Below are 25,260 nucleotides of genomic sequence, written 5' to 3' on the forward strand. Positions count from 1 at the left end.
CCTCACTCCCCCGCTGCCACCGGCGCGTGCGGCGCATCGGCGTCACCCCCGTCCCCGGCCCGCTCACCCGGTGAGACGGCGATCTCGCACCACACCTGCTTGCCGCCGCTGAGCGGCACGGACCCCCACGCCGTGGTCATCGCCTCGACGAGCAGCAGCCCGCGCCCGCCGGTGGCCTCCCAGTCCATGCCGGCGGACTTGACGGGGGCGCGGGGCGAGGCGTCGTTCACGGCGACGCGCAGACGGTCCCCCGCCAGCGTCAGGTCGAGCCGCACCTCCCCCTGCGTGTGGGCGATGGCGTTCGTCACCAGCTCGGAGACGACCAGGAGCGCGACGTCCACCTCCTCCGTCACCCCCCAGCCGCGCAGCGTGCGGGCCGTGAAGCGGCGGGCGTGCATGACGGCGTCGGGCAGCCGCCACACCGCCCACCGGGCGCGGATCGGGCGCACCCGCATCCCGTCGTAGCGCAGCAGCAGCACCGCCACGTCGTCGTCGCGCCGGCGGGTGCCCGCGACGAGCTCGTCGGCGACCCGGCCGGGGTCGGCCGGGTCGGCCCCGCGCAGCACCCGGCAGACGGCGCGCATCCCGTCCTCCAGGCGCAGGCTCGCGGACTCCACCAAGCCGTCGGTGAGCAGCGCGATCAGCGTGCCGGGAACGAGACCGACCTCGGTCAGCGGGAACTCGGCCTCCGCCATGACACCGAGCGGCGGGCCGCCCTCGACCTCCACCGGCTCGGCGGCACCGTCGGGAAGGCGCAGCAGCGGCGGCAGGTGCCCGGCCCGGACGAACCAGGCGAGCCCCTCCTCCATGTCGAGGTCGACGTAGCAGCAGGTGGCGAACAGGTCGGTCTCCATGCCGACGAGGAGCCGGTTGGCGTGGGCCACGACGACGTCCGGTGGGTGGCCCTCGACCGCGTAGGCCCGGATCGCCGTCCGCATCTGCCCCATGATCGTGGCGGCGCCCGCGCTGTGGCCCTGGACGTCCCCGATGACCAGCGCCACGTGCCCGTCGGCGAGCGGGATGACGTCGTACCAGTCGCCGCCCACTTCGAGGCCGACCGTCGCGGGCAGGTACCGGGCGACGGCCTCGCCGCCCGGCAGCGCCGGGAGCTTGCGGGGCAGCAGGCTGCGCTGGAGCATCGTGGCCAGCTCGTGCCCGGCGTTCAGGGCGTGGGCGCGCGTGAGGGCCTGGCCCACCAGGCCGGCCGTCGCCGTCAGCAGGGAGCGCTCCTCCGGTCCGAAGCGGTGCTCCCCGTCCCAGCCGACGAGGCACACCCCGACCATCCGGCCGTCCGCCGGGAGGGGGAGGACGGCGAGCCCGCCGGGGCCGATGCCGGACAGGCCCGGTTCGAGGGGGGCGCCCGGCGGCCACAGGGTCACATGGCCCTCGCGCAGGGCGCTCTCCAGGGTGGGCAGGGTGTGGCAGGACGCGTCGGGCCACTCCGAGCGCCATTCGGCGCGCCACACCTCGGGCCACGCATCGGGGTTCGGCGGGTCGAGCAGGGTGACGACGATCCGGTCGCCCTCCAGCTCGGCGACCGCGACCCGGGTGGCGGCGAGCGGGGCGCGCAGCGACTCCACGACGACCCTGCTGACCTCCCGGATGGTCGTGGCGCCGCCCAGCGCGGCGGACAGCCGCTGCACCAGGGACACCTCGTCGGGTGTGGGGCGCAGGTAGGAGGCGTCGCCCACCACCCCGAGGACGCGCTCCGGCCGGCCGTCGGCGGCCGGCACGACCCGGCAGCGCAGCCCCAGCCAGCGCAGTTCGCCGCCCGGCCGGCGGACGCGGAACGCCAGCTGCTGGTGGCCGGTCGCACGGTCGGGCTCGACGACCGACATCAGGGCCGGGACGTCGTCGGGGACGGCGCACTCCAGCAGCGTGGACACGTTGCCGTCGAACTCCGCCGGCGGCACCCCGAGCAGGTTCAGCACCTGCCCGTCCACCTCCATGTGGCCGGTCCGCAGAGTGAGGGAGAAGGTGCCGCCCCGCATCGGCAGCAGGGCGGGGCCCGGGGAGCCCGTCTCGACGGGCGGGGCGACCCGGGCGGCGGCCGCCTCGAGGCCGGCCGCCGCCTGGTCGGCGTACAGCTCCAGAAAGGCCCGCTGGTCGGCGTCGAAGCCCTCGCCGTCCTTGCGGAGGACGAGCAGGCAGCCCAGCAGCAGCGGATCGCCGCCGAGCGGCAGCGCGCCCAGCGAGACCGGGCCGGCCGTCCCGTCGAGGGCCGGGTCCTGCGACGTCAGCCAGAGCGGCCGCCCCGCCCGGCAGGCGTCGGCGACCGGGGATCGGCCGGAGAGGGGATACGCCGGCGGGATGACGTACGATCCGCGCGCATCGCCGGCGACCTCCGCGAGCCGCAGCTCGTCGATGCTGTCGGACGGCACGTAGACAGCGGCCAGCTCCACCCCGAAGGTCGCAAAGATCTGCCCGCTCAACGCGTGCACCGCCTCCGTACCCGGGAAGTCGCCAGCGTGCGGCGCTGTCGGCGCCTCTACCCCATGCTGCGCCTTCCCGGGCACAGGCAGCCAGTCAGCCGTGTCATCCGGCCGCCGGGAACGCGTCGGCGCGTACGTGCGGCATCGGGCTGCTGCCGACCCGGTAGGGGTCGCCGGCGGGGCGGTCGGCCGGGACGACGCGTACGGTCAGCGGCCCGGCCCACTCGTAGCCGCGGCGCTCGCCGTGCCGGGCCAGGGCGTCGGTGAGGGCCTGGCCGACGTCGCCCGCGCCGTGGCGGAGCAGTTCCTCGTGGACCCGGGCGTCGAGCTCGACCTCGTACGCGTTGGGCACCACGACTCTGGTGCCGCTGCACACCACGGCGTGGCCGTCGCACTCGCGGCGCAGCGCGTCGAGCAGCTCGACCGGCTCGTGCCGCAGGGCCTTGGAGACCAGGGCGCTCTGCCAGCGCTCCAAAGCCCTTTCCCAGCGTGTCAGGGTTCCCTTCGCCATGTGCCCGCTCGCCCTCCTCGCCGCGTCGTCACCGCCGTCCGCGCAGCCGGCCCAGCAGCTGGCGGGCCTGGGCGCGCTTGCGGGGGTCGGCGGCGGCGCGCCGCGCCGAGTCGATCGTCCGCCGCCCCTGCGGGCTGCGGGTGAACTGCTTGATGCGGGTCATCAGTCCGGACATGGAACCTCCTCGTGAGCGTGTACGGCACGTCTACCCGGTGGCGTCCTGACGATGTGCGGCCGGGCGCATCCGGTCGCACATGGCCTCGGCGGCGCGTACGGCGGCGTCGGCGCAGCAGTTGTTGAACAGGACGTGCAGCTCCGTCACCCGGGCGGCCAGGGAGAGCAGCCGGGGCCGCCACTCGGCCAGTTCGTCGTCCCGGTAGGTGTGCCGGAAGCGGTCCTCCTTGCTTCCGCTGCCCCAGGCGGGGCTGCGGCCGTGGAAGCGGACGACCGCGAGGTCGCCGGAGGTGACCGGGGTGAGCGGCGGTATGGACGTGGGCAGGTCCTGCGCCATGTCGACGGCCACGGCGGCCGCGTCCAGGTCGGTGAGCAGGGCGGTGGTACGGGCCCGCCGGGCCTCGCGCCACCAGTCGGGGTGCCGGAACTCCACGGCCACCGGCCAGCCGTCGGCGCGGCGCCTGGTGCGGTGGAGGACCGCCTCCGCCCGGGGGCCGGGGGCGAACCAGGGCGGGAACTGGAACAGCAGGGTGCCCAGCCGGCCGGCCTCCCGCAGCGGTCGCAGGGCCTCGCTGAAACGGTGCCAGATCTCGTCGAGGAGGCCGGGATCAGCGGTGTCGCGGTCGCGCAGGTCGGCGGGGAGGGCGGCCGTGCGGGTGGGGTGGCCGGTGAGGAGGGAGAACGCCTTGACGTCGAAGCGGAAGCCGTCGGGGGTGCGTTCGGCCCACAGGGTGCTGTTGCGTGCGCTGGGCAGCGCGTAGTACGTGGCGTCGACCTCCACCACGGGGAAGCGTTCGGCGTAGTGGCGGAGGCGTTTCTCGGCGTCGCGCCGCCCCGGGGGGTACCACCCGCTGCCCACAAGTGCCTTGTCCGTCCAGGAACATGTACCGATCAGGATGTCGCCCATGCCGCCCGCCTACCCCCGGGCGGGCGCCCGTCACGATGATGCGAGGAAACGGATGACCGACGGCACCGCCCCCTTCCTGCTCCACCCGGGTGACCCCGGGTCGCCCGTGATCCTGCACGTCCCGCACGCGTCCCGCGTGATACCCGCCGACGTCCGTGCCGGGATCGTGCTCGACGACCGTGCGCTGGAGGCCGAGTTGGACCACATCACCGACGCGTGGACGGATCGGATCGCCGCCGCGGCGGCCGTGGCGGCGCGGGTGCGGCCCTGGCGGTTCGTCAACCGGTTGTCCCGCTTGGTGGTCGACCCGGAGCGGTTCCCCGACGAGCGGGAGGAGATGCTGGCGGTGGGCATGGGCGCGGTCTACACCCGCACCACGCACCGGGAGGTGCTCCGCCCGGCGGACGCCGACCCGCGGCCGCTGATCGAGCGTTACTTCCACCCGTACGCGGAGGCGATGACGGCGGCGGTGGCCGAGCGGCTCGACGCGGTCGGCCGGGCCGTCGTGGTCGACGTCCACTCCTACCCGGCGCGGGCGCTGCCGTACGAGCTCCACGGTGACGGGCCGCGCCCGCCGGTCTGCCTGGGCACGGACGCCTTCCACACGTCGGGTCCGCTGCTCGACGCGGCGCGGCGGGCGTTCGCGGGGTTCGGCGGCACGGAGCCGGACACCCCGTTCGCGGGGGCGTACGTGCCGCTGCGGTACTACGGGCGGGACGCGAGGGTCGGTGCGCTGATGGTGGAGATCCGGCGCGACCTGTACCTGGACGAGCGGGGCGCGCCCCGGGACGCGGCGGTCGGTGCGCTCGGCCGGGCGCTGGCCGGTCTGGTCGACCGGCTCCCGCTCTGACGGGCCTCGCCGCGCGGCGCTGCGGCGGCTCGGGACGGCGGAGGGCGGCGCTGCGGGAAGGCGCCGGACGCCACCCGGCCGGGTGACCGGGGTCGCCGCGGCCGCGGGGCGCCGTGACGCTGGAGGGGCGGCGGAACGGCCCGCGCGGCCGAGGAAGGGGCGCCATGACCAGCCACGTGGCGATCAGCACGCCATCGCCCCCGCCCGGTTCCTTCCGGCCCGCCCCGCGCGCCGGAAGGAACCGGGCCGGGGGTGACGGGGCCGCGGGCCACCGGGCCGCGAGGGACACCCGCGGTGGCGTTCCGGTGGCCTGGCCCGCGGGCCGGCGTGTCGCGCACCGGGGCGTCGTCCACCGCGGTGTCGCCGTGCGACGGGTGCGGCGTACGGGCCGGTGACGGCGTCCGCAGCCCGTCGGCCGGGTCCCGGGGGCAGCCGCGCCCGAGGGGTCCTACTCCCTTCGCAGCAGCACGAGTTCGCGGTTCATCTCGGTGAGGAAGCGGACGACGACCGCCAGTTCCTCGTCGGTGAAACGGCCGCGCGCGGTGTCGGTGCTCCGGGCGAGCGGCCGGAAGTAGTCCCGGGCGAGGCCCTTGGCGGCCTCCGCGTAGTGGAGGTGCACCACGCGGCGGTCGTCGACCGCCCGGACACGCCTGATGTGTCCCGACTTCTCCAGCCGGTCGACACAGGCGGTCACCGCGCCGGAGGTGAGGTTGAGCTGCCGTCGCAGCCGCCCGGGTGTCATCGGCTCGTCCTCGTCCTCCGCGTCGGCGTCGAGGATCGCGATCAGGGCCTGCACATCGGTCAGGTGGAGGCTGTGCGCCTGGGCGAACTCCTGGGCGATGCGGTTGAACTCGGCATTCATCCGGCGCAGCAGGACCGCGAAGGACTGCAGGCTCGTCGGGTCGTCCCCGCCGGCCGGGGGCAAGGGCATGCCGGGACCGCTCATGCCCTCAGTATAGGATCACTCAATCATTGAGATACTTGATGACTGACTTACTCCGTCTATGTGGCTGGGGATGCCGATGAACACCGCACCGCGCCGGGCCCGGTGGCTCGTGCCCGTGGTCCTGTTGCTGGTCTGGCTGGGTGTGGGGGGAACCCTGGGCCCCTACGCGGGCAAACTGGGCGAGGTCGCCACCAACGACCAGGCGGCCTTCCTGCCGCGGAGCGCCGAGTCGACCAAGGTGCTCGACGCCCGTGAGGCGTTCGACCAGTCCGAGAGCCTGCCGGCCATCGTGGTCTGGACGGCGGACGGGAAGCGGGTCACCGAGGCGCAGCGGGCCGCCGCGACCCGGGCCGTCGCGGGGCTCGACCGGGACGCCGGGGTCGTCGGCCGGCCCTCGCCCGCCATCGTCTCCGAGGACGGCCTGGCCATGCAGGCGGTCGTCCAGCTGCGGCCGGACCTGGGCGAGGAGCTGCCCGCCGCGCTCGACGAGGTCCGGCGGGCCGCGAAGGACGTGCCGGACGCGTCGGCGGAGATCGCCGGTCCGGCGGCGAGCCAGGAGGACCTGTCGGACGCGTTCGCGGGCATCGACGGCCTGCTGCTGGGGGTGGCGCTCGGCGCCGTACTGCTGATCCTGCTGCTCGTCTACCGGAGCGTCCTGCTCCCGCTGGTCATCATCCTCGGCTCGGTGTTCGCCCTGGGACTGGCGTGCGCCGTCGTCTACGCGCTCGCCGACCGCGACGTCGTACGGGTGGACGGACAGGTGCAGGGCATCCTCTCCATCCTGGTGATCGGCGCCGCCACCGACTACGCGCTGCTGCTGGCGGCGCGGTTCCGCGAGGAACTTGCCGTGCGCGGCGACCGCGCCGAGGCCGCGCTGGCCGCCGTACGCCGGTCGTGCGGAGCGATCACGGCCAGCGCCGCCACCGTGGCGCTCGGGCTGCTGGCCCTGCTCGCCAGCGACCTGACGAACAACCGGGCGCTCGGCCCGGTCGGTGCCATCGGCATCGTCTGCGCCGTGCTCTCCACGCTCACCTTCCTCCCCGCCGTCCTGGCCCTGCTGGGCCGTGCCGCCTACTGGCCCTCCCGGCCGAAGCCGTCCGACGCGTCCGTCGAGGGGCACGGCGTGTGGCGCCGGGTCGCCGCGAAGGTCGACCGCCGGCCGCGCCGCACCTGGGTGGTGACCGCGCTCGCCCTCACCGCGCTCGCGGCGTTCGCCCCCTCGCTCTCGGCCAGGGGCGTGCCGCTGGACGAGATCTTCGTGGGCGACGCGCCGTCGGTCGCCGCCCAGCAGACGCTCGGCGAGCACTTCCCGGGCGGCTCCGGCAACCCGGCCGTGATCATCGCCGACGCCGACCGGGCGGAGCGGGTGACCGCGGCGGCCAGGGGCACCGAGGGCGTGGCGTCCGCCGGGGCGGTCTCCGCGTCGGGGCGGCCCGGGGCGGGTGAGCCGCTCGTCGTCGACGGGCGCGTGCGCATCGACGCCACCCTGGAGGCCGCCGCGGACAGCACCGCCGCCAAGCGGACCGTCGAGCGGCTGCGCGAGGCGGTCCACGCGGTGCCCGGCGCCGACGCCCTGGTCGGCGGGTACACCGCCCAGCAGTACGACGTCCAGCAGACCGCCGCCCGGGACCGCACCACGATCGTCCCGGTCGTGCTCGGCATCATCCTGGTCATCCTGGTGCTGCTGCTGCGGTCCCTGCTGGTGCCCGTCCTGCTGGTGGCGACCGTCGCGCTCAACTTCCTGGCGACGCTCGGCGTCTCCGCCCTCGTGTTCGAGCACCTTCTCGGCTTCAGCGGCACGGACGCGTCGGTACCCCTGTACGGGTTCGTGTTCCTGGTGGCCCTCGGCGTGGACTACAACATCTTCCTGATGTCGCGGGTCCGGGAGGAGGCGCTGGTCCACGGCCCCCGGCAGGGCGTGCTGCGCGGCCTCACCACGACCGGCGGCGTGATCACGTCCGCGGGGGTGGTGCTCGCCGCGACGTTCGCGGCCCTGATGGTGATCCCGCTGGCCTTCCTGCTCCAGATCGCGTTCATCGTGGCCTTCGGCGTCCTGCTCGACACCTTGGTGGTCCGGTCGCTCCTGGTGCCCGCGCTGATGATCGACATCGGTCCCCGGGCGTGGTGGCCGTCCGCCCTGAGCAAGGCGGGTGACGGGCGTACGGAGGGCTCGCGACGGGCCGCGTAGCGCTGCGTACGGCGGAACGGCGCATCCGGACCGGTCCGGGCGGCGGAAACAACGGGTGTACGGGTGACCGGAAGCGAAAAGGGGTTGTGCATGCTGGGAATACGGCCGACCACGGCGGAACCGGCCCGGCCCGTCGACGATCCGCTCACCGCGCTCGGCGCCATCGACGCCGTCGAGGGGGAGCTCGAACGGGTCCTCGGCGGGGCGCTGGACCGGGCCGGCGAGGTGGACCCGGTGTTCGCCCGGGACGTGGCCGGCCGGGTCGCCGCGCTGCTGCGGCGCGGCGGGAAGCGGCTGCGCACCGCGTTCGTGTGGTGCGGCTGGCGTGCCGCGGGCGGTTCGGGCGACGCCACGGCGGTCCTGCGGCTGGGCGCCGCCCTGGAGCTGGTCCAGGCGTGCGCGCTCATCCACGACGACGTGATGGACGGGTCGCGGCTGCGCCGGGGCGCTCCCGCCGTGCACGTCGACCTCGCCCGGATGCACCGCGCCGCGGGGATGAGCGGCCCGCCCGAGGCGTTCGCCACCGCCGGCGCGGTGCTCGCCGGTGATCTGGCCCTCGCCTGGGCGGACGACCTGCTGACGGAGACGGCGCTCGGCTCCCCGCACGGTGCGCGGCTGCACCGCGAATGGCGGGCGATGCGCGGCGAGATGGTCGCGGGGCAGTACCGCGACCTCCACGCCCAGGCGAGCGGGGCGTCCGGCGTCGACGAGGCGCTGACCATCGCCACGCTCAAGAGCGCCCTCTACACCATCGGCCGGCCCCTCGCGCTGGGGGCGTCGCTCGCGGGCGCGGACGAGCGCACCCTCGACGCGCTGCGCACCGCCGGCCGGTGCGCCGGGCTGGCCTTCCAGCTCCGGGACGACCTCCTCGGTGCCTTCGGCGACCCGGCGCGCACGGGCAAGCCGGTCGACGACGACCTGCGGACCCGCAAGCTCACCTACCTGCTCGCCATGGCCCTCCGCCTCGCCGAGGCGTCCGGGGACGAGGAGGCCGCCGCCGTCCTGGCCCCCGGCGCGCATCCCCGGCCGGACGAGACCGTCGCCCGGATGCGGGCCGCCCTGGAGCGCACCGGCGCCCGTTCCGTGGTCGAGTCGAGGATCGCGGAGCTGGCCGCCGCGGGCGTGCGCCACTTCGGCAGCACGGGCGCCGGCCCCGCCGTACGCGGGGAGTTCGCCGTCCTGGTCGAGCGGGCGTCGGGGATCGCACCGGACAGGACCCGGTAGCGGGGCGGTGGCGGGGCGCTTCCCCGCCGGCGTCCGGCAGGTGGGCGCGGGGCCGGGCTGCCGCCGGCCGGGCGGGGTGCCCGGCCGGCGGTTCACGCGACGCGTGGTGCGGGGGCGGTGGAGCCGTTCCGGGCCAGGAAGGTGTGGACGATGCCCGTCTGCCAGCCGGCCACGGGGGCGGCGCGCACGTCCGTGAACCCGGCCCGCGCCAGGCGGTCCGTGAAAGCGGGGGCGGTGTCGAAGGCGAGGACGCTGCGCCACAGGTGGTGGTACAGGGCGCGGTCGCCGGTGACGGTGCCGGCGGGGATGATCAGGCCCCGGCAGACCGCCGTCCACAGGGCGCGGTGCGCGGCGGAGCCGCTCAGGCTGTAGTCGTGGACGGCCAGCCGCCCGCCCGGTCGCAGCAGCCGGCGGACCGAGGCGAGGACCTGGTCGGGGTCGGTGACGTTGCGGAACAGGTAGGCGGCGAAGACCGCGTCGAACGGGCCCTCGCCCGAGGTCGCGACCTCCTCCGCCGTCAGGTGCAGGAAGCGCACCCGCTCCGGCCACGGCTTCGCCGTCGCCCGTTCCAGCATCCCCGCCGAGGCGTCCACACCCGTGATGTCCGCGCGCGGAGCGGCCCGCAGGAGCGCCCGGGTGGAAGCGCCCGTGCCGCAGCCGAGGTCCAGCACCCGCAGTCCCGCCCCATCCCCGGGCAGCCGCAGCCGGCGCGCGGAGCGGAGCAGGTCGGAACGGTAGCCGGGGTTCAGGCCGGTGAGCAGGTCGTAGGTGTGCGATGCGTGGTCGAAGGCGCGGGCCAGGTCGCGGTCGCGGAGCAGTGTCATCAGGGGCTTCTCCCGGTGTGGGGGCGGAGGGCACCGGCCGCGCGGGACGCGGGCCGGCGGGACGCGGCGGGCGGACGTGCGGGCCCGCCGGACGTCACGGGGGCTTCCGCCCCGTCTTCGGTGCGCGCACCGCCGCCGGATGCGGGTCGCCCCGGACCTGCGGAGCGGTGGTCCGGCCCACCGGCGGCCGGTTCACCCCCGGCCCGCGGGTCGCCGGTTCACCCACCGAGGTCGGCCAGCACCTCGCGGGCGGCCCGCGTGCCGGACGCCAGCGCGCCCTGCACCGAACCGGTCGCCCGGTGGTCCCCGCAGACGTACCGGCCCGGGGCGAAGCGCGTGGTCCGGCTCAGCGGCCACGGCGGCCGCATCGCGGGCAGGGCGCCCTCGACCGTGCGGACGCCGACCTGCTGCCAGTCGCCCGTGTCCGTCGCGTACAGCTCGGCCAGCCGCCGCAGTACGGTGCCGCCGCCACCGGGCCGGTCGGGGCCCAGCACGGAGGTGGAGACCAGCGCCGTGCCGGGCGGCGCGTACGTGCGGGTGACCTCGGTCAGTACGCAGCTGTTCAGCACCCCGCCGGTGTCGTCCACCACCAGCGTCGGCTCGGCCAGGGGGGTCCTCGGCGCCGCGTGGTAGTAGGTGGTCACCGTGCGGCCGTCCGGGACCGGCAGCCCCGGCAGCAGACGGGCCGCAGCCGTGGCGTCCGTCGCCACCACGACGGTCGCGGCGGGCAGTTCGCCGCCGTCCGCCAGGAGCACCCCGGAGGGGGTGATCCCGGTGACGGGCGTCTCCAGGCGGAGGACGCCGTCGGGCAGGTCCTGCGCCAGTTGCGCCGGTACGGCGCCGATCCCGTCGGCGGGCAGGCAGAGCGTCCCCCTGATCATGCTGCGCCACACCAGGTGGAAGAAGCGGGCGGAGGTCTCCAGCCGGTCCTCCAGGAACACGCCGGACAGGAAGGGCCGCAGGATCCGGTCGACCGTCACGGACGACACCCCGGCGCGGGAGAGGGCGGCTGCGGTCGAACCGTCCGGCCGCCCCTTGACGTACCGGGCGGGCAGCAGCGCGTCCCGTGCGGAGAGCGCGGCCAGCGCGGCCAGGTCACGTGCGGGCAGGACCCGCCCCGGCAGCAGGGAGCCGGCCCAGCGGGGCCGCCTGGTCGGGTCGGCGAGGCGCACCGGGCCGGTCGGGGTGGGGACGACGAGGCTGGGGGTGAAGGGCCGCAGGCGCAGGCGCCGGAGGTCCAGCCGCCCGCGGACCTGCGGGTAGGAGGTGTTGAACACCTGGAACCCCCGGTCCAGCAGGAACCCGTCCCGCCGGTCGGTGCGCATCCGGCCGCCCACGGCGTCGGACGCCTCCAGCAGGGCCACGCGCCGTCCGGCACGGCCGAGGTCCAGGGCGCAGGCGAGACCGGCGAGTCCCGCGCCGACGACCACGGTGTCCGGCCGGTCGCGGTGGTGAGCGGTCATGTTCCTCCTCCGTCGGCGCGCCCGGCCGCGCGGCGGGGGGCCGTGGCGTGTGAACGGGGCGGTCGGTCCGCCCGGCGGCCCGACGTACCCCGCCCGGCCCGCCGTAACGCGTACCCCTTGGCGGGCCCGGTGACCGTGGCTGGGCGCCCGTTCGCCCGTCCGGCGGGTCCGGCCACCGCGCAGGCGCCCGAGTGCCGCGGACCGGTCGCTCCACCGGGGCGGTGCGGTCGGCCGGGCGGGTCGGTCCCCCGGAGGCCCCTTGCGTCGGTTGCGCCGGCACGCAGGTGGCGGGCCGGGGCAGGGTCCTCCGGGGCCTCGCGGGGATCACCCCGGGACGAGGGATTCCACCGCCGCCACGGCCTCCGCCAGGCCCCGGGGGCGCGGCAGTCCGGGCACGGCGTGTCCGGCCCAGCCGGGGCCGAGCGTCATGACGACGGCCTTCCTGCGGGCGCCGCGCACCCCCCACTCCATCGCGGCCACGTGCTCGGCCAGTGGCCGGCTTGCGGTGGTGCGGGACTGCGCCCACAGCCCCACCACGGCCGGCCCGGTCCTGCGCACCGCGGCGACCAGCGAGTCGACGGGCAGGGCGGCGCCGAACATGCGTACCGGGAGCTGCCGTTCGGCCAGGGCGGCGGCGAGCACCTCCAGGGGCAGCGTGTGGTTCTCGCCCGGCACGCAGGCGAGCATCGTGGTCGCGCCGGGACGGTCGGCGGCCACCGGCGGGGCGCAGCGCCGCAGCGCACCCGAGACGTGCCACGAAAGGAAGTGCTCGACCTCGACGTACCGTTCGCCTGAGTTCTCCCACTTGCGGCCCACCGCCTGCAGCGTGGGCATGAGCACCTCGGTCCAGGCGGCGATCAGGCCGTGTGCCTCGATCGCGGTGGCCAGCAGGTCCTCCAGTGCGGCGGCGTCCAGGCGCAGCGCCGCGCGGGCGATGCCCTTGCACTCCTGGCGCACGTCCCCCAGCCGGAGGCCGGCGTGGGCACGGCTGCGCCGGGGAGCCGCCGGCAGCCCGGGCGGGGCGGCGATCGGTGGCACGGCGACCGGCGGGGCGGCGACCGTGGCCGGTCCGTCCGGGGCCGGCGGCTCCGGCGACTTCACCATGCGCGCGGCCTCGGCGGGCGGCACCCCGGTCGCCGTGAGGGCGCACATGCGCTCCAGCCGTGCCACGTCCGCGGGGGTCCAGCGGCGGTGCGTGCCACCGGTGTGCGCGTCGGGGCCCAGTCCGTAACGGCGGTCCCACGTACGGACCGTGGTCGGCGCGACGCCGAGCCGTCTGGCCACCTCGCCGGTGGTCAGTCCGCCGCCGCCCCGCCCGTCCTCGTCGTTCCTGTCCGCTGTCACGCCTCGCAGTGTACGACGCACAAACGACGCATGTTGTGTGCGTCGTTTGTGCGTCCAAGACTGGAACCACGGCGTCGGCACCGACGCACGGCAGGAGGAACCAGGCCATGACCACCCACACGCGAAGCACCCCCTCCCTCGCGCCGACCGCGGGCGCCCCACCACCGGCGGGGACGCCCGGGACGCGGTACGAGGACGAGCTCGGCCGCGGTCTCCGGGCGGCCGACGAGGACGCCTTCGCGGCGATCTACCGTCGCTGGGGCCCGCTGGTCCACACCATGGCGACCCGCTCCCTCGGGGACGCCGACGAGGCCGAGGACGTGACCCAGCAGGTGTTCATCGGCGCATGGCGGGGCCGCGCGGGCTTCCGCCCGGAGCGGGGTCCGCTCGGCGCCTGGCTCGTGGGGATCACCCGGCGCAAGATCGTCGACGCGCTGGCGGCCCGGACCAGGCGCCTGGAACTGGTCGACTCGGCCACCCGCGGGGCGCGGCCGGTCCCGCCCGGCGGCGCGGCGGACGAGGTCCTGGACCGGGTACTGCTGGTGCACGAACTGTCGCGGCTGCCGAGCGACCAGCGCGACGTCCTGTGCCTGGCCTTCTACGAGGACCTGACCCAGGCGCAGATCGCGGAGCGGACCGGTATGCCCCTCGGCACCGTGAAGAGCCACGCCCGCCGGGGCCTGCACCGGCTGCGCCGCGGCATGGAGCAGGGCCGGACCGCAACCGCCTAGCGCGCCCGGTCCGGGACCGCGGCGCCGGCGCCCGGTGGACGCGAGGCGGACGCACGGCGAAACAAATCGGCGCATTTCGCATCCGCGGGAGCGCCCCCACCCGAAACACCAGCGACTCCCCGCCAACCGGGGAGGTTCCCCGAAGGGATGATCCTGATGACCTCTCGGACCCCCCATGCCATCGCCGCCGCGGCCGGCGCCTGCGCCCTCGCGCTGGGTGTCGCCGCTCCCGTCGCCGCGGCCCCTTCCGCCGACGCCGAGGACAAGGCCATGGTGTCCGTCTTCCACGGCGTACCCGGCCTGACCGTCGACGTCTACGCCAACGGGAACGAACTGCTCGGCGACTTCAAGCCGGGCACGGTGACGAACCCGCAGGCTCTCGACGCCGGCACCTACGACATCAAGATATTCCCGGCGGGCCAGGGGCCCGACGGCACCCCGGCCATCCAGAAGGAGATCAAGGTACCCGCCGGAGCCAACGCCACGATCGCCGCCCACCTGTCGGCGGACGGAAAGCCTCAGCTCACGGCATTCGTGAACGACGTGGCGAAGCTCGACGCCGGCAAGTCTCGTCTGACGGTGCGACACGTCGCCGCGGCCCCGGCCGTCGACGTCCGCGCGGGCGGGCAGCCGGTGTTCACCGGACTGCAGAACCCGAACCAGGACACCGCCGTGGTCGACGCCGGCACGGTCAAGGCCGACGTGGTGCTCGCCGGTACGAACACCGTGGCCATCGGCCCGGCCGATCTGGACCTGAAGGAGGGCACCAGCAACGTCGTGTACGCCTGGGGCAGCGCCGAGGACAAGAACCTGGCCCTGAAGACCCAGACGTTCAGCGGCATGGAATCGACGCCGAGCGCGGTCGGGGCGGGCGGCAGCGGTGCCGCGGCCGCCACGAACTCGTCCGGGCAGTGGCTCGCCTGGGCCGCGGCCGTCGGTGCCGTGACGGTGACCGGCGTCCTGGTGACCCGCCGGGTCGCGGGCCGGCGTGTCTGACACCGTTCGACGCCTCACGGGTCCGGTGGTCGCGGTCGCCGCACTGGCAGCCTTCCTCGCCGTGCGGCCCGCGCCGCCGGACCCGGCCCCGGCCGACTTCGGTACGGCCGCCCCGGCCGCCCCCGCCTCACCATCCCGTACGACCGGGACGCCGAGCGGCGCCCCACCGCGCTCCGACCCGCCGCCCAGCCGGGTGCTCGTGCCGGACATCGGCCTGGACGCTCCCGTCCGGCCGGTGGGCGTGACCGGAAGCGGCGAAGTGGCCGTCCCCGCCGACCCGGACGTCGCCGGGTGGTACCGCTTCGGTCCCGCGCCCGGCAGCGACCGCGGGTCGGCCGTGCTCGTCGGGCACGTGGACGACGACACCGGAGCGCTCGGCGAGTTCGCCGCCCTGTACGAGGTACGCCCCGGGGACCGGGTGGAGGTACGGCGCACCGGGTCCCGGCCCGCCGACTACCGGGTCGTCTCCCGGGTGACGGTGCCGAAGGACGACCTTCCGGCCTCGGTGTTCCGGCGTACGGACGCCCCGGTCCTCACCCTCGTCACCTGCGCGCCCCCGTTCGACCCGGAGCGGGGCGGTTACCTGTCCAACCTCGTCGTCACGGCGGAGCCCCTGCGCGACTGAGGCACGGTTCTCGGGAGAGTGGAGCGTCCGGTGGCACACGTCGAGCCCGCGCATCTGGTGGAACTGGCCCTGGGCAACGCCTCGGACGGGGACTCCGCCGCCCTGCGGCACGTCGCCGTCTGCGCCCGCTGCCGGGACGAACTGGCCTGGATGAGGCGGGTGGTGACGGCGGCGCGGCAGCTCGACGCGTCCGACCTGCCGGTCGTCCCCCCGGAGCACGTATGGGAGCGGCTGTCGCGGGAGCTGTCGGCGGCCGACCGGCCCGCCCGCCCGCGCCCACCCGACCCGCGCTCCACCGACCCCCACTCCCCCGGTCCCCGCGTCCCCGGTCACCGCGCCGGTACGGGCCGCGCCCGGGCCACGTGCCGCACGTCCGCGCGACCGGGGTGGCCCGGGCCGCTCCGGCGGCCGGGACCGGCCGCCGTCGCCACGGCCGCCGCCGTCGTCGTCGCCGTGGCCGTCGTCCTCACCGTCGTCCGGCGGTACGCCCGCCGGCGCGCCCGGGTACGGCCGCGGCAGGGCGGCTGACGCGAGCACGTGAGGCCGCGGCGGGCGACCGGCCCCCGGTTCGCGGGCCCGCTCAGGGCTGGTTGCGGGCCTGGTCGGCCGCCTGTTCCGCGGCCTGCGTCTCCGTGGTGGCGCCGCGGGTGCTGAGCCGCCCGCCGGTGGACTCCAGGTGGGCGCGGACGAACCACTGGAACAGCTCCAGGCCCCGCAGTTGCTCGATGAGCATGTCCTGGGTGACGGGGTCCGCGGTCTCCGTCTCCCGCATCGCCTCGCGGTGGTCCTTGATGATGGACGTGTACACGAGGTCCAGGGCACCGAGGTGTTCGATCGCCTCGGCGCGGCCGATCGAGTAGTCGTCCCACGTCCGCCGCTCCACGAGTGCGCCGGGCGTGCCGTTGGGCTCGCCGCCGAGGGTGGAGATCCGCTCGGCGAGGTCGTCGGTCATGTCGCGGACCTGGTCGACCTGGGGGTCGATCATCTCGTGGACGGCGATGAAGTGCGGTCCGACGACGTTCCAGTGGATGTGCTTGAGGGTGAGGTGGAGGTCGTTGAGGGAGTGGAGGCGCATCTGCAGCAGCTCGATGATCCGTCGGCTGTCCGGGGGGTCCATCCCCGGCACGGTGTAGGAGATGTCCGACTGCTGTGACGACATGGGGGCTCCTCGCCTGGTCAGATGGTGAGGAATCCAGACAAGCAGTTCCCCCGGGCGTCCCGGCGCCGAGCCGCGCCCCGCCGCGCCCGTCTCACCGGCCTGGAGCACAGCCGCCCGCCGGTCCGCGGATGCGCGGACGGAAGTCCTGCACGAATCTGGAGACATGACAGACCCACTCGTGCCTCCCGGGGAGACTCCGCCGGTTGAGGGCTCAACGTCCGAGGCCCACGAGGAACGCGCGGACGGCGGTATGTGGGAGCACCCGGCCGTCTGGGTGTGGCTCATCCTCTTCGGCGCCGTCGTCGTGGCGGGCTTCTTCCTCGCCCGCGTCCTCTTCCTGTGAGCCGCCGTGCGGGCCACCGCCCGCCCCCCGTACCGCACCACCGACCAAGGAGCAGAGCATGGCCAAGGACGATCTCGGCAAGGGTGACAAGGTGTCGTGGAAGAGCCACGGCAAGAACGTGACCGGGAAGGTCAAAAAGAAGATCACGGGCCGGACCGAGGCCGCGGGCCGGACCGTCGACGCGTCGAAGGACGAGCCGCAGTACGAGGTGGAGAGCGACAAGTCGGGACGCTCGGCCGTGCACAAGCCGTCCGCCCTGCGCAGGAAGGGCAAGGGCACGTCCTGACGGGCCGGAGCGGGGCGCGGAACCCGGCGGCCGTCCCGTCGCCGGCCCGGTGTCCTGTCTCGTCGCCGGCCCGGTGTCCCGTCTGCGTCGACGGCCCGGTCACCGGCGCCGGCCGGACCGGAGCCGTGATTCCGCACCGCGGCCCGAGCACACGTCAGTACGGTGGTGGCGCGTCACCGTTCGGCCCGGCCCGCCGGAGGCCGGGGCCCACCAGGCCACCTCCCCCAGGAGTCACCGTTGCGGATGCTGATCAACGTACCCGAGACCGTCGTCGCCGACGCGCTGCGCGGGATCGCCGCCGCCCATCCCGAACTCGTCGTGGACGTGGACCACCGCGTCGTCGTGCGGCGGGACTCGCCCGTCGCGGGGAAGGTCGCGCTGGTGTCCGGCGGCGGGTCGGGGCACGAGCCGTTGCACGCCGGCTTCGTCGGCCCCGGGATGCTCGCCGCGGCCTGCCCCGGCGAGGTGTTCACCTCGCCCGTTCCCGACCAGATGGTCCGGGCGGCGGCGGCCGTGGACAGCGGGCACGGGGTGCTGTTCGTCGTCAAGAACTACACCGGCGACGTCCTGAACTTCGAGATGGCGGCCGAACTCGCCGAGGACGAGGGCGTCCAGGTCGCCAAGGTGCTCGTGGACGACGACGTGGCGGTCGCCGACAGCACGTACACGGCCGGGCGGCGCGGGACCGGGGCCACGCTGTTCGTGGAGAAGATCGCCGGTGCGGCCGCCGAGGAGGGTGCGCCGCTGGAGCGGGTCGAGGCGGTCGCGCGGCAGGTGAACGCCCGCTCCCGGAGCTTCGGCGTGGCGCTGGGCGCCTGCACCACACCGGCCAAGGGCAGTCCGACCTTCGACCTGCCGCCCGGCGAACTGGAACTGGGCGTCGGCATCCACGGCGAACCGGGCCGGGAACGGCGCCCGATGATGACCTCGGGGGAGATCGCCGACGTCGCCGTGGACGCGGTGCTGGAGGACCTGCGGCCGCGCGGCCCCGTCCTCGTCCTGGTGAACGGCATGGGGGCGACGCCGCTGCTGGAGCTGTACGGGTTCAACGCGGAGGTCCAGCGGGTGCTGGCCGAGCGGGGCGTCCCGGTGGCCCGCACGCTCGTCGGCAACTACGTGACCTCGCTCGACATGGCGGGCTGCTCGGTGACCCTGTGCCAGGCCGACGAGGAGATGCTGCGGCTGTGGGACGCGCCGGTGCGCACCGCGGCCCTGCGGTGGGGGATGTGAGGGCCGTGATGCTCGACGCGGAGTTCTTCCGGCGCTGGCTGACCGGCGCGGCGGCGGCCGTGGACCGTGAGGCGGACCGGCTCACCGAGCTCGACTCGGCCATCGGGGACGCCGACCACGGCTCCAACATGCGGCGCGGTTTCGCCGCGGTGGTCCGGGCCCTGGAGGAGGAGCCGTCCGGGACGCCGGGGTCCCTGCTGGTGCTCGCGGGACGGCAGCTGATCTCGACGGTCGGCGGCGCGTCCGGGCCGTTGTACGGGACGCTGCTGCGGCGCACCGGCAAGGCCCTCGGTGACGCCGCCGAGGTCGCGCCCGTCCAGTTGGCCGAGGCGCTGCGCGTGGGCGTGGCGGCGGTGGCGCAGCTCGGCGGGGCGAAGGCCGGGGACAAGACGATGCTGGACGCGCTGGAGCCGGCCGTGGAGGCGCTGGGCGAGTCGCTCGGCGCCTCGTTCGCCGCGGCGGCCGAGGCGGCGGACGAGGGGGCGCTCGCGACCGTGCCGATGCGGGCCCGCAAGGGCAGGGCCAGTTACCTCGGGGAGCGCAGCGTGGGGCACCAGGACCCGGGGGCGACGTCCTCGGCGCTGCTGGTCGCCGCGCTGAGCTCGGCGGCGGAGGGGGCGCGGTGAGCGCGGCGGTGGGCATCGTCCTCGTCTCGCACAGCGCGGCGGTCGCCGCCTCGGTGGCCGAGCTGGCGCGGGGCCTCGCCGGCGGCGGGCGGACCGCTCCGGTGGCGGCGGCGGGCGGCACGCAGGACGGCGGGCTGGGCACCAGCGCGGAGCTGATCCGGCAGGCGGCCACGGCGGTCGACGGCGGGGCGGGCGTGGCGGTCCTGGTGGACCTGGGCAGCGCCGTGCTGACGGTGAAAGCCCTGCTCGCGGAGGGTGACGAGCTCCCGGAGGGCACACGGCTGGTGGACGCGCCGTTCGTGGAGGGCGCGGTGGCGGCCGTCGTCACGGCGTCGGCGGGCGGCGACCTGGACGCGGTGGCGGCGGCCGCGGCCGAGGCGTACGGCTACCGCAAGGGCTGAGGCGCGCCCGCGGGGTGGAGCCGGGCCGTGCGCCCGCGCGCGGCTTGTGATGCACCTGGTCAACGCACTAGTGTCGCAGGGCCTTGGTGTACGGGAAACCGGTGCGGTACCGGTGCGGCCCTCGCCACTGTGATCGGGAAGTCCGGCTCCACCCCCGGGGAACCACCTCGGGAAGCCACTGGAACGCCGCGGGAGACCGCGGGGTCCGGGAAGGCGGAGTCGCGGCGGCATGACCCGTCAGCCAGGAGACCGGCCAGGGCGCGTTGTCCATCCACGAGGTGCTGGAGAGGGTCTCCCCCAACATGCATATCGCCGAGGGCTATCTGCCCCCCGTGCACGCGGCCGCCTGGAGTGTCGCGGCCGCTCCCTTCGTCGTCCACGGCGTCCGGGCCCTGAGCCGGGAGGTCAAGGCCAACCCCGAGTCGACCCTGCTGCTCGGCGCGTCCGGTGCCTTCACTTTTGTCCTTTCCGCCCTGAAACTGCCGTCGGTGACGGGCAGTTGCTCGCACCCGACGGGTACGGGTCTGGGCGCGATCCTCTTCCGGCCGCCGATCATGGCGGTGCTCGGCACCATCACCCTGCTGTTCCAGGCGCTGCTGCTGGCGCACGGCGGCCTGACGACGCTGGGCGCCAACGTCTTCTCGATGGCGATCGTCGGCCCGTGGGCCGGCTTCGGGGTGTACTGGCTGCTGCGCCGCTTCGACGTGCCCCTGATGGTGAGCGTGTTCGCCGGGGCCTTCGTGGCCGACCTGTCCACGTACTGCGTGACCAGCGTGCAGCTCGCGCTGGCCTTCCCGGACCCGGGCAGCGGCGTGGTGGGGGCGCTGGCGAAGTTCGGCGGCATCTTCGCGCTGACGCAGATCCCGCTGGCGGTCAGCGAGGGTCTGCTCACGGTGCTGGTGATGCGGCTGCTGATGCAGTCCAGCAAGGGCGACCTCGCCCGGCTCGGCGTGCTGTCCGCGAAGAAGGAGGCCGTGGCCCGATGAGCCGTAACGCCAGGATCAACACGCTGCTGCTGCTCGTCGTCGTGGCGCTCGCCGTCCTCCCGCTGGCGCTGGGGCTGGGCGACCACAAGGAGGAGCCGTTCACGGGCGCCGACGGACAGGCGGAGACGGCGATCACCGAGTCGCACCCGGACTACGAACCGTGGTTCAGCCCGCTGTACGAACCGCCCTCCGGCGAGATCGAATCGGCCCTGTTCTCGCTCCAGGCGGCGCTGGGCGCCGGTGTGCTGGCGTACTACTTCGGCCTGCGGCGCGGACGCCGGCAGGGCGAGGCGCGGGCGCTCGCCGGCTCCCCCGCGGCGGACGCCCCGGCCGACGGCCCGGCCGACGCTCCGGCCGGCGCCGAGGCCGGTTCGCCCCGGACCTCCGCCTAGCCGCCGGTGCTGCCGATCGACGCGGCGGCGCACAGCAGTCGCTGGCGCCGCCGCCATCCGGGCGAGAAGGCCGTGCTGGGTTTCGGCCTGACGGCGCTCGCCGTGTGCCTGTCGCCCTGGCCGGGCGCCCCGCTCGTCGCCGCCGCGACACTGGCGGTCCTGCTCGGCCCGGCGGGGGTCGCGCCGCGGCAGCTGTGGCGGGCGTGGCGCATCCCGCTGGGGTTCTGCGTGACGGGGGCCGTCCCGCTGCTGTTCCAGGTGGGTGCCGAGGGCGGGCTCGTGACGCTCGCGCCGGGCGGTCCGGCCGCCGCGGGGCAGTTGCTGCTGCGGACGTCGGCGGCGTCGCTCGGCGTGCTGCTGTTCGCGTTCACCACGCCGGTGTCGGACGTGCTGCCGAGGCTGGTACGGGCCGGGGTGCCGGCGCCGGTCGTCGACGTCGCGCTGGTGATGTACCGGATCAGCTTCCTGCTCCTGGACTCCGTCCGCCGCATCCGGGAGGCACAGGCGGCGCGGCTCGGGCTGACCACCCGGGCGGCCACCTGGCGCTCCCTGGCGGGCCTGGGCGCGACGGCGTTCGTGCGCGCCTTCGACCGGGCGGCCCGGCTTCAGTCCGGGCTGGCCGGGCGCGGCTACGACGGCACGCTGCGGGTGCTGGTGCCGCGCACGGCGGTGTCCCGGCGGTTCCTGGGGGCGACGGGGGCACTGCTCGCCGGGCTCGTCGCCCTCACCCTCGTACTCGAAAGGCTGCTGCCGTGAACCCTTCCGCCGTCGTGGAGCTCGTGGGCGCCGGATACGCCTACGAGGACGGTCCCGCCGTCCTGCGGGGCGTGGACTTCGCCGTGCCGGAGGGGCGGTCCATCGCACTGCTCGGCCGCAACGGCAGCGGCAAGACGACGATGCTCCGGCTGCTGAGCGGCGGTCTGCGGTGCGGGAGCGGGCGGCTGCTCCTGGAGGGCCGCGAGGTGTCGTACGACAGGGCGGGGCTGACCCGGCTGCGGACGACGGTGCAACTGGTGGTGCAGGACCCGGACGACCAGCTGTTCGCCGCGTCGGTGGGCCAGGACGTGTCGTTCGGGCCGATGAACCTGGGGCTCCCGGAGACCGAGGTGCGGGAGCGGGTCCGCGAGGCCCTGGAGGCGCTGGACATCACGGCGCTGGAGGACCGGCCGACCCACCTGCTCTCGTACGGTCAGCGCAAGCGGGCCGCGATCGCGGGCGCCGTCGCCATGCGCCCGCGGGTCCTGGTCCTCGACGAGCCGACGGCGGGCCTCGATCCGCACGGCCAGGAGCGGCTGCTGGCCGTGCTGGACCGGCTGCGTGACGCCGGGACCACGGTGGTGATGGCGACGCACGACGTGGACCTGGCCCTGCGCTGGGCCGACGACGCGGCCGTCCTCACCCCGGAGGGCCCGCGCACCGGGCCGGTCGCCGGGCTCCTCGCCGACCAGGCGCTCCTCGACGCGGCGGGCCTGCGGCGGCCGTGGGGCATGGCGGTGACCCGCCTGCTGCGCGACCGGGGCCTGCTGGGCGCGGACGTGCCCGGACCGCGCACCCCGGAGGAGCTGGACGCCTGGGCGGCGGCGGTGCGGGAGGCGTAGATCCTGTCCGGTGCTCCCCGTCCCGGCCGCGTGATCGCCGCCGGGGCGGGGTTGCGCATGTCACGCCCCGATCTTATGCAACTTGTTGCACAAGGGGTCGGGCGTCGTCTACAACTGGGGCGACGACACCGCGCGAGGAGGCGCCCCCATGACTGCGACCCCGAACCCGTACCCGCACCTGCTCAGCCCGCTGGACCTCGGGTTCACCACGCTGCCCAACCGGGTGCTGATGGGGTCCATGCACGTCGGCCTCGAGGAGGCCGAGAACGGCTTCGCGCGCATGGCCGCCTTCTACGCCGAGCGCGCCCGCGGCGGCGTCGGGCTGATCGTCACCGGCGGCATCGCGCCCAACGACGCGGGGCGGCCCTACGAGGGCGGCGCCCGGCTCACCACCGAGGAGGAGGCCGCCGAGCACCGTGTGGTGACGGACGCGGTCCACGCGGCCGGCGGGCGGATCGCCATGCAGATCCTGCACTTCGGCCGGTACGCCTACCACCGCGACCTCGTCGCGCCGAGCGCCCTCCAGGCGCCGATCAGCCCCTTCGTGCCGCACGAGCTGACCGACGCCGAGATCGAGCAGACCGTCGAGGACTACGCGCGGGCCGCCGAGCTGGCGAAGTCGGCCGGGTACGACGGCGTCGAGATCATGGGCTCCGAGGGCTACCTGATCAACGAGTTCATCGCCGCCGCGACCAACCGGCGCGAGGACCGGTGGGGCGGCAGCTACGAGAACCGCGTCCGCTTCCCGCTGGAGATCGTCCGCCGCACCCGCGAACGGGTCGGCGCGGACTTCATCCTCATCTACCGCCTCTCCATGCTGGACCTGGTCCCCGGCGGTTCGTCCCTGGAGGAGGTCGTCGCGCTCGCCCGGGAGATCGAGGCGGCCGGCGCCACGATGATCAACACCGGCATCGGCTGGCACGAGGCCCGGATCCCTACCATCGCCACCTCGGTGCCGCGCGGCGCGTACACCTGGGTCACGAAGAAGCTCATGGGGTCGGTGTCGATCCCGCTGATCACCAGCAACCGCGTGAACACCCCCGAGGTCGCCGAGGCGATCCTGGCCGAGGGGCGCGCGGACGTCGTCTCGATGGCCCGCCCCTTCCTCGCCGACCCGGACTTCGTCGCCAAGGCGGCGGACGGCCGGCCCGAGACCATCAACACCTGCATCGGCTGCAACCAGGCCTGCCTGGACCACACCTTCAGCGGGAAGATCACCTCCTGCCTGGTCAACCCGCGCGCCTGCCACGAGACCGAACTGGTCCTCTCCCCCACCCGGCTGCGCAAGCGCATCGCCGTCGTCGGCGCCGGCCCGGCCGGTCTCGCCTGCTCCGTCTCCGCCGCCGAACGCGGCCACGACGTCACGCTGTTCGACGCGGCGGAGGAGATCGGCGGCCAGCTGAACATCGCCAAGCGGGTGCCGGGCAAGGAGGAGTTCGACGAGACGCTGCGCTACTTCCGCACCCAGCTCGCGCTGCGCGGCGTGGACGTCAAGCTGGGGACGTACGCCACGGCCGAGCTGCTCGGCGGCTACGACGAGGTGGTCGTGGCGACCGGGGTCTCCCCGCGCACGCCCGCCATCGAGGGCGTCGACCACGCCTCCGTGGTCAGCTACCTGGACGTGCTGCGCGACGGGGCGCCGGTCGGCGAGCGGGTCGCGATCATCGGGGCCGGCGGCATCGGCTTCGACGTGGCCGAGTTCCTGACGGACGGCGGCGAGGGCGCGAGCCGCGACGCCGAGACGTACTTCCGGCAGTGGGGCGTCGACACCTCGTACGCGGAGCGCGGCGGGCTGCGCGCGCCCGAGCGGCCGAAGCCGCCGCGCACCGTGCACCTGCTCCAGCGCAAGGCGTCCAAGGTCGGCGCGGGCCTCGGCAAGACGACCGGGTGGATCCACCGCACGGAGCTGAAGCACCGTGGCGTGACCATGGTCGCGGGCGCGACCTACGAGCGGATCGACGACGAGGGCCTGCACATCACCGTGGACGGCGAGGCCCGCACCGTGCCGGTCGACACCGTGGTGCTGTGCACCGGCCAGGAGCCGCGGCGCGACCTGTACGAGGAGCTGGTCGCGGCGGGCGCGTCGGTCCACCTCATCGGTGGTGCGGACGTGGCGGCGGAGCTGGACGCCAAGCGCGCGATCGACCAGGGGACGCGACTGGCGGCCACCCTGTGACGGTCCCGCCTCCCTAGGATGCGGTCATGTCACTCCCGCACGCGATCCTCACCGCCCTGCTCGAGAAGCCGTCCTCGGGTCTGGAGCTGACCCGCCGCTTCGACCGGTCGATCGGCTACTTCTGGTCGGCGACGCACCAGCAGATCTACCGCGAGCTGGGGAAACTGGAGCAGGCGGGGCACATCCGGGCCCTGCCCGCCCCGGTCCCCTCCCGGGGGCAGAAGAAGGAGTACGAGGTGCTGCCCGCGGGCCGCGCGGAGCTGACCGACTGGGTGCGGCGCAGCGAGGACCCCAAGCCCATCCGCGACGCCCTGCTGCTGCGGCTGCGGGCCGCCGCGGTGGTGGGCACCGAGGGGTTCGCGGACGAGCTGCGCCGCCACCTCGCCCTGCACCGGGCCCAGTTGGAGGAGTACCGGGGCATGGAGGAGCGGCAGTTCCCGCCGGAGCGCCGCACGACGGAGGCGGACCGGCTGCGGCACCTGGTGCTGCGCGGCGGGATCGAGCTGGAGCGGTTCTGGACGGCGTGGCTGGAGGAGGCTCTGGCCGGGTTCGACGACGGGGACCGCTGACCGGCGTTTGTTAACGGTAATCGTTTTCATGTAGCGTGACCGCCACCGTACCGACGATGGAGGTCCCCCGGTCATGGCCGTACCCAAGCGGAAGATGTCCCGTTCCAACACCCGCCACCGGCGCGCCCAGTGGAAGGCGTCCACGCCCCAGCTGGTGCCCGTCACGGTCGACGGGACCGTGCACCAGGTGCCGCAGCGCCTGGTGAAGGCGTACGAGCGCGGTCTGATCCACCCGGAGGGCTGACCGGCGGGACCGGCGACCGGCGTGCTGTCCCGGAA

28 protein-coding genes and 1 riboswitch are annotated in these 25,260 nt (G+C 75.2%); of the genes, 19 read left to right on the plus strand and 9 right to left on the minus strand.

The genetic code is table 11. The features are described from left to right. Positions 1-2: 2 nt before the first annotated feature. The 4 genes from A4V12_RS19850 to A4V12_RS19860 form a co-directional block, all read right to left on the minus strand. Entirely contained in the window at positions 3-2,432 is a 2,430-nt protein-coding gene (locus tag A4V12_RS19850) for a SpoIIE family protein phosphatase (protein WP_064070692.1), read from the minus strand. 103 nt (positions 2,433-2,535) lie between these two features. Continuing rightward, entirely contained in the window at positions 2,536-2,943 is a 408-nt protein-coding gene (locus tag A4V12_RS19855) for a DUF3662 domain-containing protein (protein ID WP_064070693.1), read from the minus strand. A 28-nt stretch (positions 2,944-2,971) separates the two neighbouring features. Further along, the gene (locus A4V12_RS38100; RefSeq protein ID WP_199831326.1) at positions 2,972-3,118 is read right to left on the minus strand and encodes a hypothetical protein; all 147 of its coding nucleotides are present in this window, start codon (positions 3,116-3,118) and stop codon (positions 2,972-2,974) included. A gap of 30 nt (positions 3,119-3,148) precedes the next feature. Next, entirely contained in the window at positions 3,149-4,024 is an 876-nt protein-coding gene (locus tag A4V12_RS19860) for a DUF72 domain-containing protein (protein WP_064070694.1), read from the minus strand. A gap of 52 nt (positions 4,025-4,076) precedes the next feature. Here A4V12_RS19860 and A4V12_RS19865 point away from each other — a divergent pair, with 52 nt between their 5' ends. Then, positions 4,077-4,874: an N-formylglutamate amidohydrolase gene (locus A4V12_RS19865; RefSeq protein ID WP_064070695.1), complete on the plus strand. Its 798-nt coding sequence runs from the start codon at positions 4,077-4,079 to the stop codon at positions 4,872-4,874. A gap of 448 nt (positions 4,875-5,322) precedes the next feature. On the opposite strand, the gene A4V12_RS19870 is transcribed toward A4V12_RS19865, so the two are convergent. Further along, a complete protein-coding gene (locus A4V12_RS19870; RefSeq protein ID WP_234372254.1) occupies positions 5,323-5,820 on the minus strand; it encodes a MarR family winged helix-turn-helix transcriptional regulator in 498 nt (165 codons plus the stop codon). 76 nt (positions 5,821-5,896) lie between these two features. On the opposite strand from A4V12_RS19870, the gene A4V12_RS19875 reads away from it, so the two are divergent. After that, a complete protein-coding gene (locus A4V12_RS19875) occupies positions 5,897-8,008 on the plus strand; it encodes an MMPL family transporter (protein WP_064070944.1) in 2,112 nt (703 codons plus the stop codon). Between the two features lie 90 nt (positions 8,009-8,098). Beyond that, the gene (locus A4V12_RS19880) at positions 8,099-9,232 is read left to right on the plus strand and encodes a polyprenyl synthetase family protein (protein ID WP_064070696.1); all 1,134 of its coding nucleotides are present in this window, start codon (positions 8,099-8,101) and stop codon (positions 9,230-9,232) included. Positions 9,233-9,324: 92 nt separating this feature from the next. On the opposite strand, the gene A4V12_RS19885 is transcribed toward A4V12_RS19880, so the two are convergent. The 3 genes from A4V12_RS19885 to A4V12_RS19895 all read right to left on the minus strand — a co-directional run bounded on the left by A4V12_RS19885 (position 9,325) and on the right by A4V12_RS19895 (position 12,863). Further along, positions 9,325-10,056, minus strand: a complete 732-nt coding sequence (locus A4V12_RS19885; RefSeq protein WP_064070697.1) for a methyltransferase domain-containing protein — start codon at positions 10,054-10,056, stop codon at positions 9,325-9,327. A gap of 218 nt (positions 10,057-10,274) precedes the next feature. Beyond that, entirely contained in the window at positions 10,275-11,519 is a 1,245-nt protein-coding gene (locus A4V12_RS19890) for an NAD(P)/FAD-dependent oxidoreductase (RefSeq protein WP_064070698.1), read from the minus strand. 324 nt (positions 11,520-11,843) lie between these two features. Then, positions 11,844-12,863, minus strand: a complete 1,020-nt coding sequence (locus A4V12_RS19895; RefSeq protein WP_064070699.1) for a MerR family transcriptional regulator — start codon at positions 12,861-12,863, stop codon at positions 11,844-11,846. A gap of 107 nt (positions 12,864-12,970) precedes the next feature. Here A4V12_RS19895 and A4V12_RS19900 point away from each other — a divergent pair, with 107 nt between their 5' ends. From A4V12_RS19900 to A4V12_RS19915, 4 genes are all read left to right on the plus strand, one after another. Next, complete coding sequence (locus A4V12_RS19900; RefSeq protein ID WP_064070700.1) at positions 12,971-13,594, plus strand: RNA polymerase sigma factor; 624 nt, start codon at positions 12,971-12,973, stop codon at positions 13,592-13,594. A 156-nt stretch (positions 13,595-13,750) separates the two neighbouring features. After that, positions 13,751-14,590, plus strand: a complete 840-nt coding sequence (locus A4V12_RS19905; protein ID WP_064070945.1) for a DUF4397 domain-containing protein — start codon at positions 13,751-13,753, stop codon at positions 14,588-14,590. Next, positions 14,583-15,215 carry a class F sortase gene (locus A4V12_RS19910; RefSeq protein WP_064070701.1) on the plus strand — a complete coding sequence of 211 codons (633 nt, stop codon included), beginning with the start codon at positions 14,583-14,585 and terminating at the stop codon, positions 15,213-15,215. Before A4V12_RS19905 ends, A4V12_RS19910 begins: the two co-directional genes overlap by 8 nt. 30 nt (positions 15,216-15,245) lie before the next feature. Then, positions 15,246-15,743, plus strand: a complete 498-nt coding sequence (locus A4V12_RS19915; protein WP_064070702.1) for a hypothetical protein — start codon at positions 15,246-15,248, stop codon at positions 15,741-15,743. Positions 15,744-15,795: 52 nt separating this feature from the next. On the opposite strand, the gene A4V12_RS19920 is transcribed toward A4V12_RS19915, so the two are convergent. Then, the gene (locus A4V12_RS19920) at positions 15,796-16,374 is read right to left on the minus strand and encodes a Dps family protein (protein WP_064070703.1); all 579 of its coding nucleotides are present in this window, start codon (positions 16,372-16,374) and stop codon (positions 15,796-15,798) included. Positions 16,375-16,537: 163 nt separating this feature from the next. Here A4V12_RS19920 and A4V12_RS19925 point away from each other — a divergent pair, with 163 nt between their 5' ends. The 12 genes from A4V12_RS19925 (at position 16,538) to rpmF (ending at position 25,225) form a co-directional block, all read left to right on the plus strand. Then, the gene (locus tag A4V12_RS19925) at positions 16,538-16,717 is read left to right on the plus strand and encodes a DUF6480 family protein (RefSeq protein ID WP_064070704.1); all 180 of its coding nucleotides are present in this window, start codon (positions 16,538-16,540) and stop codon (positions 16,715-16,717) included. Positions 16,718-16,775: 58 nt separating this feature from the next. After that, positions 16,776-17,003, plus strand: coding sequence for a DUF2945 domain-containing protein (locus A4V12_RS19930; protein WP_064070705.1), 228 nt, complete (start codon positions 16,776-16,778; stop codon positions 17,001-17,003). Between the two features lie 237 nt (positions 17,004-17,240). After that, positions 17,241-18,233 (plus strand): dihydroxyacetone kinase subunit DhaK, encoded by a 993-nt coding sequence (gene dhaK / locus A4V12_RS19935; protein WP_064070706.1) that lies wholly within the window; start codon positions 17,241-17,243, stop codon positions 18,231-18,233. Positions 18,234-18,241: 8 nt separating this feature from the next. Continuing rightward, positions 18,242-18,859 (plus strand): dihydroxyacetone kinase subunit DhaL, encoded by a 618-nt coding sequence (dhaL, locus tag A4V12_RS19940; RefSeq protein ID WP_064070946.1) that lies wholly within the window; start codon positions 18,242-18,244, stop codon positions 18,857-18,859. Continuing rightward, positions 18,856-19,260, plus strand: coding sequence for a PTS-dependent dihydroxyacetone kinase phosphotransferase subunit DhaM (locus tag A4V12_RS19945; protein ID WP_064070707.1), 405 nt, complete (start codon positions 18,856-18,858; stop codon positions 19,258-19,260). Before dhaL ends, A4V12_RS19945 begins: the two co-directional genes overlap by 4 nt. Positions 19,261-19,327: 67 nt before the next feature. Next, positions 19,328-19,532: riboswitch (cobalamin riboswitch) on the plus strand. 30 nt (positions 19,533-19,562) lie between these two features. Then, positions 19,563-20,246, plus strand: a complete 684-nt coding sequence (locus A4V12_RS19950; protein WP_064070947.1) for an energy-coupling factor ABC transporter permease — start codon at positions 19,563-19,565, stop codon at positions 20,244-20,246. Beyond that, a complete protein-coding gene (locus tag A4V12_RS19955; RefSeq protein WP_064070708.1) occupies positions 20,243-20,638 on the plus strand; it encodes an energy-coupling factor ABC transporter substrate-binding protein in 396 nt (131 codons plus the stop codon). Before A4V12_RS19950 ends, A4V12_RS19955 begins: the two co-directional genes overlap by 4 nt. 6 nt (positions 20,639-20,644) lie before the next feature. Next, entirely contained in the window at positions 20,645-21,394 is a 750-nt protein-coding gene (cbiQ, locus tag A4V12_RS19960; protein WP_064070709.1) for a cobalt ECF transporter T component CbiQ, read from the plus strand. Then, on the plus strand, positions 21,391-22,236 hold the full coding sequence (locus A4V12_RS19965) for an ATP-binding cassette domain-containing protein (protein ID WP_064070710.1): 846 nt from the start codon (positions 21,391-21,393) through the stop codon (positions 22,234-22,236). Before cbiQ ends, A4V12_RS19965 begins: the two co-directional genes overlap by 4 nt. A gap of 148 nt (positions 22,237-22,384) precedes the next feature. Then, a complete protein-coding gene (locus A4V12_RS19970; protein ID WP_064070711.1) occupies positions 22,385-24,412 on the plus strand; it encodes an NADPH-dependent 2,4-dienoyl-CoA reductase in 2,028 nt (675 codons plus the stop codon). A 26-nt stretch (positions 24,413-24,438) separates the two neighbouring features. Beyond that, positions 24,439-24,981, plus strand: a complete 543-nt coding sequence (locus A4V12_RS19975) for a PadR family transcriptional regulator (RefSeq protein WP_064070712.1) — start codon at positions 24,439-24,441, stop codon at positions 24,979-24,981. Between the two features lie 73 nt (positions 24,982-25,054). Further along, complete coding sequence (gene rpmF, locus A4V12_RS19980) at positions 25,055-25,225, plus strand: 50S ribosomal protein L32 (protein ID WP_064070713.1); 171 nt, start codon at positions 25,055-25,057, stop codon at positions 25,223-25,225. The last annotated feature ends 35 nt before the right edge of the window (positions 25,226-25,260 follow it).

The organism is Streptomyces noursei (assembly GCF_001646665.1).
Lineage (GTDB): Bacteria > Actinomycetota > Actinomycetes > Streptomycetales > Streptomycetaceae > Streptomyces > Streptomyces lavendulocolor.